At 65.4% G+C, this 13,691-nt stretch carries 14 protein-coding genes; 13 read left to right on the top strand and 1 reads right to left on the bottom strand.

Annotated elements, in window-relative coordinates; translation table 11 throughout:
• The 10 genes from ACVI1L_RS38860 (at position 1) to ACVI1L_RS38815 (ending at position 10,554) form a co-directional block, all read left to right on the top strand.
• The gene (locus tag ACVI1L_RS38860) at positions 1-1,443 is read left to right on the top strand and encodes an efflux RND transporter periplasmic adaptor subunit (protein ID WP_456785239.1); all 1,443 of its coding nucleotides are present in this window, start codon (positions 1-3) and stop codon (positions 1,441-1,443) included.
• Positions 1,440-4,607 (top strand): efflux RND transporter permease subunit, encoded by a 3,168-nt coding sequence (locus ACVI1L_RS38855; protein ID WP_456785238.1) that lies wholly within the window; start codon positions 1,440-1,442, stop codon positions 4,605-4,607. The genes ACVI1L_RS38860 and ACVI1L_RS38855 overlap by 4 nt, the downstream gene beginning before the upstream one ends.
• Positions 4,608-4,734: 127 nt before the next feature.
• Positions 4,735-5,187: a hypothetical protein gene (locus ACVI1L_RS38850; RefSeq protein WP_456785237.1), complete on the top strand. Its 453-nt coding sequence runs from the start codon at positions 4,735-4,737 to the stop codon at positions 5,185-5,187.
• Between the two features lie 77 nt (positions 5,188-5,264).
• Positions 5,265-5,576 carry a hypothetical protein gene (locus tag ACVI1L_RS38845; RefSeq protein WP_456785236.1) on the top strand — a complete coding sequence of 104 codons (312 nt, stop codon included), beginning with the start codon at positions 5,265-5,267 and terminating at the stop codon, positions 5,574-5,576.
• A gap of 9 nt (positions 5,577-5,585) precedes the next feature.
• Positions 5,586-7,013 (top strand): TolC family protein, encoded by a 1,428-nt coding sequence (locus ACVI1L_RS38840; protein WP_456785235.1) that lies wholly within the window; start codon positions 5,586-5,588, stop codon positions 7,011-7,013.
• 12 nt (positions 7,014-7,025) lie between these two features.
• On the top strand, positions 7,026-8,381 hold the full coding sequence (locus ACVI1L_RS38835; protein ID WP_456785233.1) for a multicopper oxidase family protein: 1,356 nt from the start codon (positions 7,026-7,028) through the stop codon (positions 8,379-8,381).
• Positions 8,382-8,422: 41 nt separating this feature from the next.
• On the top strand, positions 8,423-8,896 hold the full coding sequence (locus ACVI1L_RS38830) for a cupredoxin domain-containing protein (protein WP_253639544.1): 474 nt from the start codon (positions 8,423-8,425) through the stop codon (positions 8,894-8,896).
• A gap of 29 nt (positions 8,897-8,925) precedes the next feature.
• Positions 8,926-9,228, top strand: coding sequence for a copper-binding protein (locus ACVI1L_RS38825; RefSeq protein WP_057019685.1), 303 nt, complete (start codon positions 8,926-8,928; stop codon positions 9,226-9,228).
• Between the two features lie 151 nt (positions 9,229-9,379).
• Positions 9,380-10,129 (top strand): cation transporter, encoded by a 750-nt coding sequence (locus ACVI1L_RS38820; RefSeq protein ID WP_076831565.1) that lies wholly within the window; start codon positions 9,380-9,382, stop codon positions 10,127-10,129.
• Between the two features lie 146 nt (positions 10,130-10,275).
• Complete coding sequence (locus tag ACVI1L_RS38815; protein WP_057019637.1) at positions 10,276-10,554, top strand: hypothetical protein; 279 nt, start codon at positions 10,276-10,278, stop codon at positions 10,552-10,554.
• Between the two features lie 181 nt (positions 10,555-10,735).
• Here ACVI1L_RS38815 and ACVI1L_RS38810 read toward each other — a convergent pair whose 3' ends face one another.
• Positions 10,736-11,284 (bottom strand): tetratricopeptide repeat protein, encoded by a 549-nt coding sequence (locus ACVI1L_RS38810; RefSeq protein WP_028335359.1) that lies wholly within the window; start codon positions 11,282-11,284, stop codon positions 10,736-10,738.
• Between the two features lie 284 nt (positions 11,285-11,568).
• On the opposite strand from ACVI1L_RS38810, the gene ACVI1L_RS38805 reads away from it, so the two are divergent.
• The 3 genes from ACVI1L_RS38805 to ACVI1L_RS38795 all read left to right on the top strand — a co-directional run bounded on the left by ACVI1L_RS38805 (position 11,569) and on the right by ACVI1L_RS38795 (position 13,624).
• The gene (locus ACVI1L_RS38805; RefSeq protein ID WP_063790156.1) at positions 11,569-11,889 is read left to right on the top strand and encodes a His-rich protein BRANT; all 321 of its coding nucleotides are present in this window, start codon (positions 11,569-11,571) and stop codon (positions 11,887-11,889) included.
• 231 nt (positions 11,890-12,120) lie between these two features.
• Positions 12,121-12,546, top strand: coding sequence for a hypothetical protein (locus tag ACVI1L_RS38800; RefSeq protein ID WP_057019634.1), 426 nt, complete (start codon positions 12,121-12,123; stop codon positions 12,544-12,546).
• 361 nt (positions 12,547-12,907) lie between these two features.
• Complete coding sequence (locus ACVI1L_RS38795; protein WP_057019633.1) at positions 12,908-13,624, top strand: outer membrane protein; 717 nt, start codon at positions 12,908-12,910, stop codon at positions 13,622-13,624.
• The last annotated feature ends 67 nt before the right edge of the window (positions 13,625-13,691 follow it).

The following is a 13,691-nucleotide window of genomic DNA, read 5'->3' as shown; positions in this document are numbered from 1 at the left end:
ATGGGCGCCTTAACATGGGCCGGCGCTGCCGCTGCGATCGCGGCAGCGGCAGGCGCCGCATGGATCGGCCGCAACCTGCCGCCGCGGCCGGTGACCGCTGCGATCGTCGCCGTCGCGCGGGCGGCGGAGACTGCTGCGCCGATCTACTACCGCGATCCCGACGGCAAGTCGCTCTATTCGGCGACACCGAAGAAGACGCCTGACGGGCGCGACTATCTGCCGGTGTTTGCCGATGACGACGGCGGTGCCGGCGGGCCCGGGCAATCGGCAGACGTGAGCGCGCCCGCCGCGAAAGGCGAGCGCAAGGTGAAATATTATCGCAATCCCATGGGACTTCCCGACACCTCGCCGGTGCCGAAGAAGGACTCCATGGGGATGGATTACATGGCCGTCTATGACGGCGATGACAGCGACGACGGTTCGATCACGCTGTCGCCCGGCAGGATCCAGCGCAGCGGCGTCAAGTCCGAGCCCGCGCAGATGCGCCGCATCCGTACGCTGGTCCGCGCACCCGGCACGATCCAGCTCGACGAACGGCGGGTGTCGGTGATCGCAATGCGCGCCGAGAGCTATGTGCAGAAAGTCGCCGACGTCACGACCGGCAGCCGCGTGACGAAGGGCCAGCCGTTGATGGAGATCTACAGCCCTGCAATATCGTCCGCTGCGGCCGAATATGTCGCGACCATCACGTCGAAGGCGACGGCGAATATCGAGCCATACGGGCGCGGCTCCAAGCAGCGGCTGACCAATCTCGACGTTCCCGAACCGGTTATCGTCGAGATGGAGAAGAGCCGGACGGTTCCGATCGCGATCCAGTGGCTGTCGCCGCGCGACGGCATCGTGCTGCAGCGTGCCGCCATCGAGGGCATGCGCGCGCAGCAAGGCGACGTGCTGTTTCGGATTGCCGACGTCTCTGTCGTGTGGGCATTGGTCGACGTTGCCGAGCGCGATCTCGGCAATATCGTGGTCGGGCAGAACGTGTCCGTGCGGGCGCGCAGCTATCCCGGCCGCAGTTTCGTCGGCCGGATCAGCGTGATCTATCCGCAGGTCAACAAGGAGACGCGCACCGCGCGGGTGCGGATCGAATTGCAGAATGCCGACCTCGCACTGCTGCCGGACATGTATGTCGACGCGGAGATCGACACCGGCAGCCCGGCGCCGGTACTTGCGGTAGCTGATAATTCCATCCTCGACACCGGGAGCCGCCAGAGCGTGCTGATCGACCGCGGCAACGGGCGGTTCGAGCCGCGCGAGGTCAAGCTCGGGCGGCGCGGCGAGGGCTATGTCGAAATCCGCGAGGGCATCGCCGAAGGCGATGCGGTCGTGACATCAGCGACGTTTCTGATCGATGCCGAAAGCAACCTGAAGGCGGCGATCAAGGGCTTCGCCGAGGCCGGTGCTGCCCAGGCGGGCGAGGGCGACAAGACGGGAGACCGGCGATGATTGCCCGTGTCATCGCCTGGTCGGCGCGTAACCTGCTGCTGGTGCTGTTCGGCACCGGCTTCGCGGCAGCCGCGGGCCTCTACGCGCTGCTGCATCTGCCGCTCGATGCGATCCCCGATCTCTCCGACACCCAGGTCATCGTCTACACCGAATATCCCGGCCAGGCGCCGCAGGTGATCGAGGACCAGGTCACCTATCCCCTGACCACGGCGATGCTGACGGTGCCAAAGTCGAAGGTCGTGCGCGGCTTCTCGTTCTTCGGCGTCTCCTTCGTCTATGTCATCTTCGAGGACGGCACGGATATCTACTGGGCGCGCTCGCGCGTGCTCGAATTCCTCAACGGCGCGGCGTCGCGGCTGCCGGCCGGTGTGTCGCCGACCATCGGGCCCGATGCGACCGGGGTCGGCTGGGTCTACCAGTATGCCGTGATGTCGAAAGAGCTGAACCTTGCGGACACCCGCACGATCCAGGACTGGAACCTGAAATTCGCGCTTGCCAGGGCCGAAGGCGTGGCCGAGGTCGCCAGCGTCGGCGGCTTCGTCAAGCAGTACAATGTGATCCTCGATCCGCAGCGGATGCGCGATCGCGGCATCACCATGCAGCGGATGCGCGACGCGATTCGTGCCAGCAACGCCGATGTCGGCGGCCGCACCGTCGAGCTCTCCGAGTTCGAATATGTCATCCGCGGCAAGGGCTATCTGAAGGACATCAACGATCTCGGCAACATCGTGCTGAAGACCGATAGCGGCACGCCGGTGCTGCTGCGCGACGTCGCCCGCGTCGAGCTCGGCCCCGACGAGCGGCGCGGCATCACTGAACTGAACGGCGAGGGCGAGGTCGCGAGCGGTATCGTGCTGCAACGCTTCGGCGTCAACGCGCTCGACGTGATCGAGAACGTCAAGAAGCGTTTCAGGGAGATCGCGACCAGCTTGCCGAAGTCGGTCGAGATCGTGCCGGTCTACGACCGGTCCAATCTGATCTATGCGGCGATCGACACGCTGAAGCGCACATTGCTGGAGGAGAGCGCGGTGGTCGCGCTGGTCTGCATCCTGTTCCTGCTGCATGTCCGCAGCGCGCTGGTCGCGATCCTGATGCTGCCGGTCGGCGTCTTGATGGCGTTCGGCGCGATGAAGCTGCTCGGCATCGGCTCCAACATCATGAGCCTCGGCGGCATCGCGATCGCGATCGGCGCCATGATCGATGCGGCGATCGTGATGATCGAGAACGCGCACAAGCACCTGGAGCGAGCCGAGCCCGGCAGGTCGCGGGTCGCGATCCTGATCGAGGCCGCGGCGGAGGTGGGGCCGGCGCTGTTCTTCAGCCTGCTGATCATCACCGTGTCCTTCATGCCGATCTTCACGCTGGAATCGCAGGAGGGGCGGCTGTTCTCGCCGCTTGCGTTCACCAAGACGTTCGCGATGGCGGCGGCGGCGCTGTTGTCGGTGACGCTGGTGCCGGCGCTGATGGTGATCTTCGTCCGCGGCAGGATCGTCCCCGAGCACAGAAATCCGATCAACCGTTTCCTGATCTGGATCTACCGTCCGGTCATCCACGCCGTGTTGCGGGCGAAGACGCTGGTGATCCTGCTGGCGCTCGGCGCCGTCGCCGTCTCGATCTGGCCGGCCCGGCAGCTCGGCACCGAGTTCATGCCCGACCTCAATGAGGGCACGCTGCTCTATATGCCGACCACGCTGCCGGGGATTTCGGTGACCAAGGCGGCCGAGCTGTTGCAGATGCAGGACCGCATCATCCGCAGCTTTCCGGAGGTCGCCTCGGTCTACGGCAAGGCCGGCCGCGCCGCGACCGCAACCGATCCGGCGCCGTCGGAGATGTTCGAGACCATCATCAATCTGAAGCCGAAAGTGCAATGGCGCGCCGGCCTCACGCTCGACCGCCTGATCGCCGAGATGGACAAGGCGCTGCAATTCCCCGGTGTCTCCAACGCCTGGACCATGCCGATCAAGGCGCGCATCGACATGCTCTCGACCGGGATTAGGACGCCGGTCGGCGTCAAGGTGATCGGTCCCGATCTTGCCGTGATCGACAAGCTCGCCCGCCAGGTCGAGCAGGTGGTGAGGGGCGTGCCCGGCACCTCGTCGGCCTATGCCGAGCGCAGCCTCGGCGGCTACTATCTCGAGATCACGCCGAAGCGTGAGGCCTTGTCGCGCTACGGCATCGCGGTGCAGGACGTGCAGGACACCATCGCGACCGCGCTCGGCGGGCAGAGCGTGACGACGACGGTCGAGGGACGCCAGCGCTTCACCGTCAACATGCGCTATCCGCGCGATTTGCGCGACAATCCGGGCGCGATCGCCAGCGACGTCCTGGTGCCGATGCCGGCGGGCGGCGCGGTGCCGCTCGGCGAGGTCGCCGACATCGCGCCGGCGCACGGGCCGACCACGATCCGGACCGAGAACGGGCAACTCGCCACCTACATCTATGTCGACATCCGCGATCGCGATCTCGGCGGCTATGTCGCGGACGCGGAGCGCGCGGTGCAGGCCGGCGTGCAGTTTCCGCCCGGAACCTACGTGGTCTGGAGCGGGCAGTACGAATATCTCGAACGCGCCGCGGCGCGGCTCAGGATCGTGGTGCCGGTGACGCTGTCGATCATCTTCCTGCTGCTCTACCTCAATTTCCGCTCGGTGGCGGAGACGATGATCGTGATGCTGTCATTGCCGTTCGCGCTGGTCGGCGGCTTCTGGCTGATGTGGGCGCTCGGCTTCAACCTGTCGGTTGCGGTCGCGGTCGGCTTCATCGCGCTCGCCGGCGTTGCCGCCGAGACCGGCGTCGTGATGCTGATGTATCTCAACCAGGCGCTGGGCGAGGTCACGGCGCGCCGCGCTGCCGAGGGACCCACGATCGATCGTGACGACCTCAATCGCGCGATCATCGCGGGCGCGGTCGAGCGCGTCCGGCCGAAGATGATGACGGTGGTCGCCATCATGGCCGGGCTGTTGCCGATCATGTGGAGCACCGGCACCGGCTCGGAGATCATGCAGCGCATCGCGGTGCCCATGATCGGCGGTATGATCTCGTCGACGCTGCTGACGCTGATCGTGATTCCCGCGATCTTCGCCGTCGTGAAGGGCATCAAGATCGAAGCGAGAGTGTCGGCACCCGAAGTTGCTTCCTGTGCCGCGCGCCAGCAGGCAAGGATGTGATGGAAACATGACGCCTGTTGGTAGTTTCAAATCGGATTGAATGATACCCCAAGGGGGTATATAGCTGATGGCGGTTTGCAGCGAGCTGATTTGCGGTTAGCTTGCGGCGGTCGGAGATGCGAAGCGGGTGCTGGTGCGATTGACGAGATCAGGGCGGTTGCGGGCGGGATGTTCCATCATCCTGGCCTATCTGTTTTGCGTGCTCGCGCCGTCCTTCGCGCTTGCATTCGGGGCGCCGTTTCCGTGCCTCACCGATGAGGTGCAGCCCACCGCCGCGGCGCATGTTCACGCGGCGTCGATGGCGCATGCCGAAGCCGTCACGCACGATCATGCCGCCCACGATCATGGCGGCATGCACATGCAACGCGCAGCCGATGATGCTGCGCCGCCTGTGAAGCACAGCCACGACGGCAAGAATGCGCCGGGGCCGTGCTGCGCGTTGATGTGCGTATCGGCGCTGCCGGCCGATCTTCCATTCGTCGCTGCTCCCTTGCACCCGATCGCCACGCGTCGTTCCGAGGCTTATCAGAGCCTGCGGAGCGAGGCGCCTCCGCGCCTCTATCGTCCCCCCATCGCCTGATCGTTCGCTGACATCGTGGCGGTGCCGCACGCTTGCGTGCGCACGCCTGTTATTCATCGGATGATCGGGACAGATCCATGTATTCGCATCTCGGGGCGAGGCTCGCCGCCGTGGCCACCAGGCTTGGCAACAGGCTCGGCTGGCGCGCGCCACCCACATTGCTGTCGCGGATGGCCGCCGCCATCCTCGCATCTGCGCCGCTCGCCGGCTGCATGACCGACGGCCGGCCGGTCGCCGTCGCAGGCGATCCGGCAAACCCGGCGGCGGGGACGGCCGCCGTCGGCTACCGCTCGACGATCGCGCCCTACAGCAGCCTGCGTCCGTCGACGCCGCAGCCCTGGCGCGAGCGCAATGGCGGCGTGACGCCGCCGGCCAAGCCGGAACAGTAGGAGGGCGCCATGCGACATCTGGCCATCGTGCCGATCCTGCTGCTTGCGTCATCCGCGCTCGCGGGATGCGCGTCGTTCTCGCCCGACAGCGGTATGGGCGTCGTCTCCGAGGTGACCGAGCAGGCGATCGGCAAGGACGTCGCCTTCGTGCGGTCGGTGGATGAGGCCGCGACCGTCGACGCCGCAGTGAAGCGGCTGCTCGCGCGCAATCTGACGGCGGATGCCGCCGTGCAGGTTGCGCTCTTGAACAACAAGGGGCTGCAGGCCGCCTATAACGAGCTGGCGCTGGCGGAGACCGATTACGTCGCCGACAGCCTGCCGCCGAACCCGACCTTCTCGGTCTCCCGCATCAGCGGCAACGGCGCCAGCGAGGTCGAGCGGCAGGTGGTCGGCGACATCCTGGCGCTCGCGACCCTTCCGGCCCGCTCCGAGATCGCGCGCGAGCGCTTCCGCCAGGCGCAGCTCAAGGCCGCGCTCGCCACCTTGCGGCTTGCCGCCGAGGTGCGGCGGAGCCATGTCGCGGCGGTGGCCGCGAACGAGACGGTCGCGCTGCTGACGGATGCGAAGGCGACCGCGGAGTCGACCGCGCAGCTCGCGAAAAAGCTCGGCGAGACCGGCGGCATGAACAAGCTCGACCAGGCCCGCGAGCAGGTGTTCTACGCCGAGATCACCGCCGACCTCGCCAGCGCGCGGCAGAATGCGGCGAGTTCGCGCGAGCGGCTGGCGCGCCTGCTCGGATTGTGGGACGGCGATCTCGGCTTCCGAATCCCCGGCAAGTTGCCATTGCTGCCGAAGCGGCCATTGGAACAGCCGTCGATCGAGATCGCCGCGGTCGGCCATCGCGTCGACCTGCAGATCGCACGGATGGAAATCGTCGCGCTCGCCAAGGCGCTCGATCTCACCGAGGCGACGCGTTTCGTCACGCTGCTCGATGTCGCCGGCATCGACAAGCGTACGCACGATCCCGAAGCCCCGCCGTTCAGGGAGCGCGGCTTCGACGTCCAGTTCCAGATTCCGATCTTCGACGGCGGCGAGGTGCGCGTGCGCCAGGCGGCGGAGACCTACCGCCAGGCGATGAACCGCCTGACCGAGAAGGCGGTCAACGTCCGCTCCGAGGCGCGCGACGCCTACCGCGTTTATCGCTCGACCTACGACATCGCGCGCCATTACCAGCGCGAGGTGCTGCCGTTGCGGCAGATCATCACCGAGGAGATGCAGCTGCGCTTCTCCAGCATGCAGGTCGACGTGTTCGCGCTGCTGACCGAAGCGCGGCAGCGGCTCGCCTCGCTGCGCGCGGCGATCGACGCCAGGCGCGACTTCCTTCTGGCGCAATCCGAGCTGCAGACCGCGATCAACGGCGGCGGCTCGGCCGGCGCAGCATCGACACCGTCTTCCATCGCCTCGGCCGCGCAGCCCGCGGCCGGCGGCGGTCATTGAATGGAGCAGCACATGTTTTCTCGACGAGGATTTCTGGGCGGCGCGGCGCTGGTCACGGCGAGCGCGGTCAGCGGCCGCGTCCAGGCCGCCGCCATTCCCGAAGCGCCGACCATGGACAAGGTGGTGATGCAGCCGCCGCTACATCCCGCCAGCGGGCCGGACTACCGGCCGGTGGTCACGCTCAATGGCTGGTCGCTGCCGTGGCGGATGAGCGGCGACTGGAAGGAATTCCATCTCGTCGCCGAGCCCGTGGTGCGCGAATTCGCCGACGGCATGAAGGCCAATCTCTGGGGCTATAACGGCCAGGCGCCGGGGCCAACCATCGAGGCGGTCGAGGGCGACAAGGTCCGCATCTTCGTCACCAACAAACTGCCGGAGCACACCACGGTGCACTGGCACGGCATGATCGTGCCGTCAGGCATGGATGGCGTCGGCGGACTCAACCAGCCGCACATCAAGCCGGGCAAGACCTTCGTCTACGAGTTCGAGATGAAGCACAGCGGGACCTTCATGTACCACCCGCATTCCGACGAGATGGTGCAGATGGCGATGGGCATGATGGGCATGTTCATCGTGCACCCGCGCGATCCTGCGTTCCGTCCCGTCGATCGCGATTTCGTCTTCATCATGAGCAGCTACCTCATCGACCCCGGCACCTATCTGCCGAAGGTCAATGAGATGACCGACTTCAACATGTGGACCTGGAACAGCCGCGTCTATCCCGGCATCGATCCGATGCCGATCCGGCTCGGCGACAGGATCCGCGTGCGGATCGGCAACCTGACCATGACCAACCATCCGATCCATGTGCACGGGCATAATTTCGCGGTGACCTGCACCGACGGCGGCTGGGTGCCGGAGAGCGCGCAGTATCCGGAGACCACGACCGACGTGCCGGTCGGCGCGGTCAGGGCGTTCGACATGCTCGCCGACAATCCGGGCGACTGGGCGTTCCACTGCCACAAGTCGCACCACACCATGAACGCGATGGGCCACGACGTCAGAAACTTCATCGGCGTGTCGCGCCAGGATCTGGCCAAGGCGGTCGGCAAGCTCGCGCCCGACGCCATGGTGATGGGATCGACTGGCATGGCGATGGGCAACATGGAGATGCCCGCGCCCGACAACACGCTGCCGATGATGACCGGCACCGGACAATTCGGGCCGATCGAGATGGGCGGCATGTTCACGGTGATGAAGATCCGCGAGGGGCTCGGCCGCGACGATTACGCCGACCCCGGACCGTACAAATATCCGCCGGGCACGGTTGCCTATGAGGTCGAGGCGCCCGCCACCGAGCCCGCGCGCCAGCCGCCGGTGGCGCCCGGGCGAAAAGGCAAGCCATCGATGAAGGGAATGAAGATGTAGCGGATCCGGCTCACTCACCAACGACAAGCATCAAACACAGAATGGAGAATCCAGTGAAGCAACTCACCAGCATCGGCATCGCGCTGATTGCGCTGTCGGTCACCGCAGTGCCGTCGCGCGGTCACGAGAAGCACGGCCATGAATCCTATTCGGCCGGCGAGCCCGGCGATCCGAGCAAGCCCTCGCGCACGGTCGAGGTCGAGATGAAGGAGATGGAGTTCACGCCGTTCCGCATCGAGGTCAAGCGCGGCGAGCAGATACGCTTCGTGATCCGCAATGCCGGCACCGAGGATCATGAATTCCTGCTCGCGACCACCGAAGAGAATCTGAAGCATGCCGAAGTGATGAAGAAGCATCCGCATATGGAGCATGACGATCCGAACGGCGTTCGCCTCGCACCGAAGAAGAGTGCGGAGATCGTCTGGAAATTCACCAAGGCCGGAACGTTTGAATATTCCTGCCTGATCCCGGATCACCGCGACTACGGGATGACCGGCCGCGTCATCGTGAAATGAAACCTGCAACGAAAGAAAGCACAACAATGATGAACAGGATGATCCAACTTGCCGGCGCCGGCGCGTTCGCGCTGGCTCTGACCCTGGGCGCGGCGCTCGCGCAGGCCGCCGCGATCAATGGCGAGGTCAAGAAGATCGACGAGGGCGCGGGCAAGATCACGCTCAAGCACGGTCCGGCCAAGAGCCTTGGCATGGACGAGCCGATGACGATGGTTTACCGGGTCAAGGATCCGGCGCTGCTGAAGCAGGTCAAGGTCGGCGACAAGGTCCGGTTCGAGGCCCAGGAGGGCGACGGCGGCTACACCGTCACCGCGATCCAGAAGGCGAAGTGAGGCGACGGCCCGCATCAACAGGTTGGGCTGTCGGATAAACGCAGCCGGCAGCCCTTGAACCCGCGACGCATGATCGCCGGAGTTGTTCCGGATGGATCGGCTTGAATGCGTTGCGTGGCTGGCCTTATCCTGTCGTCTGCAAGGACGAGCCATGAACGATTGCTGCGGGCAGAACACGACCGAATGCTGCGCACCACCGCCGCTGACGCTGCCGGTCAAGGCCGGCGTGCGGGCAGGGGACCGCGATCGCGCGGCCGATTCGTGCGGCTGCTCGGGCGGCGTTCCGGTCTTTGACGGCCTCGATCCGCGCTACAGGCGCGTGCTCTGGACGGTCATCGGCATCAATGGCGCGATGTTCCTGACCGAGATGATCGCGGGTCAGCTTGCCGGATCGCAGGCGCTCAAGGCCGATGCGCTCGACTTCCTTGCCGATACGGTCACCTATGGACTGAGCCTTGCGGTGATCGGCGCCGGCCTGCGCGTGCGCGCCTCTGCCGCGCTGTTGAAGGGCGCGTCGCTGAGCTTGATGGCGCTGTGGGTGTTCGGCTCGACCGTCTACCAGACGTTCGTGCTCGGCGTGCCGAAGGCCGAGGTGATGGGCGCCATCGGCGCGTTGGCACTCGCGGCCAATCTAGGCTCGGTTCTGCTTCTGCTGCCGTACAAGGACGGCGATGCCAATGTCCGCTCGGTCTGGCTCTGCTCGCGCAACGACGCGATCGGAAATCTCATCGTGATGGCGGCGGCTCTCGGCGTGTGGGGATCGGTCTCGGCCTGGCCTGACCTTGCCGTCGCCACCGTGATGGCGACGATATTCCTCACCTCGTCGGTGCAAATCCTGCGGCAGGCATGGGCCGAATATCGCGAGGCGGCGCTACGCAGCCCGTCAGCAGCGCATGGCTGAGGAAGCCGCAAACGCCCGGTGCTTCCTGCGACAGGCCGCGCCAAGGCGGAAATTTGCCGCGCATTTACCTTAAATCATGGCACCGGGGGAACGTCCGTGGCAGCGGCGCGTTGCTGTGCATCATTCGAGCGCAGAAGGCCCCCTCCATGACAATCAACGCGGCAATACTGATGGCGGCATTGGTGCTATCGGGAACCGTGTTGGCGCAAAGCTCCGGCCCTTCGGCCGGCTCGGCGGGGGCCGGGCAGGCCGCCAACGTGACCACCACCGGCGAGGCGCTGAACAGCGCCAAGAAGACCGGCAACAGCGGGCCGCCGGTCGAGAAGGCCGCGCGTCCGGCCAAGCCGGATGCCGGCGCCGCGGGCAACACAGTGGGGGCGAGCCGCCCGCAAAAGCCCGATCGTCGCCTCGAGCATTATCCGTAATCTCCATCCGTAACGATTATGCTGATCCGTGGGATGGGTGGAGCGAAGCGATACCTATCACCTCTGATCCGCGCGGAAGCAGGATGGGTTTCGCTGCGCTCCACCCATCCTACGGCGCAGCAAAAAGCCGGCGCAGTCGTCGTGACCACGCCGGCTCGATGTAGGAAGCGGTTGCCTTAACTCAGTAAACCAGGCCGGTGCCCGGGGGCTTCTCCAGCGCTGCGGCGAGCGAGCGATATTCGTCGCTGTTGGTGCCGGCGAGCTGGGCGATGCGGTTCAGGTGGTACTGCGCCTGATCGCGGTTGCCCTGTTCGACCTGCCAGAGGCCGTAATACTGCCAGGTGCGGACATGGGCCGGGTCGGCCTTCAGCGCGCGCTCGTACCAGATCTGCGAGACCTTGTAGTCGCCGAGCTTGCGATAGGAGTAGCCGATCAGGTTGGCGACGTCGGCGCGATCATCCTGGCCGAGCGCCTTCAGCTGCTCGATCGCGGCGGTATAGTCGTGCTTGTCGTAGATCGTGGTGTAGGCGGCGCGATAGCCGGCCAGGAACTTCTGATCGTCGATCGCGGAGCTCTTGTCCTTCTTCGCCTTCTTACCCTTGCTGCTGCCGCTGTCGGAAGCCGGCGGCGAGGGATTGTCGCTGCCCGCGGCGTAGGCCGAGATGACCGGCCCGGAGGCGAGCGTCATCGAGAGCACTGCGAGGCCCAAAAACTTCGTCTTCCTGCTCATTCCTGGTTGCTCCTGATCGTTCCTGATCGTGCTCGGTAATCCTACACCGAAGCCTGATGACTTGAACACCCAGGGGTGCAGAACATTCCCGGCCGATCCCACGATTGCGTGATCCTGCTTTTCCGGCGGTAGAGGAGAACATGACAGAGATGTCATGCACATGAATGAAGTCCGTCAGGGTCCTTCAGAACGGGTTCAGTGCGCGGCCCATAAGGTCACGTGCGTTGATCGGTGAGGCCGACCATCCGGCCGGAGACCTCTCGATCCCGACGAGGAGGACCATCATGCTGAAGACGATTTCCGCCGCGCTGCTCGCCATGTCCGTGATCGCAGCGCCCGCGCTCGCCGTCGAGACCGGCAAGGCCGCAACGCCCGCGCCGGCGACCACGACTGCCCCGGCAACCAAGGCCGCTCCCGTGATCAAGAGCGAGCAGCTGCCGTCGAAGGTGCGCAACGCCAACGCCAAGATGCACCACAAGCACTATCGCCATCACCGCCACCACAAGCACATGGGCATGCTGAAGGTGAAGTCGCCGAAGCATGCGACCAAGCACGTCCACGCGAAGGTCGCGACCAAGCACGTCGCGCCGGCCAAACGCGGCTGACCCAAGCGCGGTTGAATCTGATCCGAGGGGCGTAGTTTCGATCCACATTGCCCCGCTGCGCCTTTTGGATGCAGAACCGGCCCGTCCGTCCATTGCTTCCCCAATGGCGACGGGCCGGAGTGCGTCTGGCTCCGGTTGTGAACCCGGGCGAGGAATAACCGAGTTGCGAATTCCCTTCGGCCGCCCGGCAGTCTATGAGACGGCCTCCGGGGACACAGGGAACAGCGTCGTTTGCGGATTTCATCACAACTGGCAGCCATCCTGCTGCTCTCGCTTCCGCTCGCCGGCTGCCTCACCAGCGACGACGGCGGCGGGCCGACCACCTTCACCGATGACCGGGGCGTCGCCAACCAGCCGTTCCCGGACCGCTACCGCGACCAGATCCTAGCCTTCATGCGGACCTACCTGAACAATCCGGTCGGGGTCCGCGAGGCTGCTATCGCCGAGCCGGCGCAGCGTACGGTCGGCGGCCGGCTGCGCTACGTCGTGTGCCTGCGCTACAGCGCGAAGGATACCGACGGCAATTACCGCGCCGCCCGGGAGCGCGGTGTCCTGTTTGTCGACGGCCGGCTCGACCGCATCCTCGACAACCCCGCCGAGCCCTGCGCCGGCGCGTCCTACGCGGCATTTCCGGAACTGGAAAAGATGCCGCGCTAAGGCATGATCCGGAAAAGTGTGAAGCGGTTTTTCCGAAAGGATCATGCCCGAACAAGAAGCAGGAGCGCGATCTGATCTCGCTTCTGCGCGGCGGCTTGTCGCAAGCCTGATCGAAACGTTAGCGAACTCCGATCACTTTTCGGGGAGCGTTGAACTTCACTTTAGCCGTCTGCGACTTACATCCAGCCGAGATGCGGCTGCTTAACCGGTGAAAAAAACCTTCTGTGCCAGGGAACAAACGGGCGTTGTTGCGACCCTGTCACAGCTCGGAAACATCACGGGTGCGGCATTGCCCCAAAGCAACCTAATTGAGGTCACGTTGTTTGGCTTTACAGCGCAGCGTTAGTAACGGGGATCAGAAATGAAGAAGTTTTTGCTCGGCACAGTCGCGCTGGCCGCCCTTGCGGGCCCTGCGTTTGCGGCTGACATGCCGGCCCGCACCTATACCAAGGCACCGCCGCCCTATACCGCCCCCGCCGTCGTCTACAACTGGACCGGTTTCTATATCGGCGGCCATGTCGGCGGCGCGTTCACCGACGGCAACAACCTGATGGGCAGCGACGCGCGCTTCATGGGTGGCGTGCAGGGCGGCTTCGACTATCAGTTCGCCCCGAACTGGGTGATGGGCGCCGAGGCGCAGTATTCCTGGCTGCCCAGCTCCTCGAACAATGGCGTGCTGCTCCCGGGCGGAACGCTGGTGACCGGCAATACCGACCAGATCGGTTCGGTGACCGGCCGCCTCGGCTACACTTGGGGGCCGGCGCTGCTCTACGCCAAGGGCGGTTATGCCTGGCGCGACAACAACAACATCACCGCGTCGGTCGGCGGCGTGCCGGCGTCCTTCACCACCGATGGCGGCCACAAGGACGGCTATACGGTCGGCGCGGGCCTCGAATACATGTTCGCCCCGAACTGGTCGGCGAAGGCCGAATACCAGTACTACAATTTCGGCAAGACCAACTTCACCAGCGGCCCGGCCGACCTCGTCGGCACGAGCTTCCGGAACGACGAGCACACCGTCAAGCTCGGGGTCAACTACCGCTTCGGCTGGGGTGGCCCGGTCGGCTCCCGCTACTGATCGCGGCTTCATCGCATCAATGAAAGGCCGGCCTTCGGGTCGGCCTTTTTTGTTGGCCAGCCGCTCG

It is taken from the genome of Bradyrhizobium sp. USDA 4516, assembly GCF_054055915.1.
The sequence above is the reverse complement of the archived record's forward strand: the minus strand, read 5'-3'. Positions and strand labels throughout refer to the sequence as shown.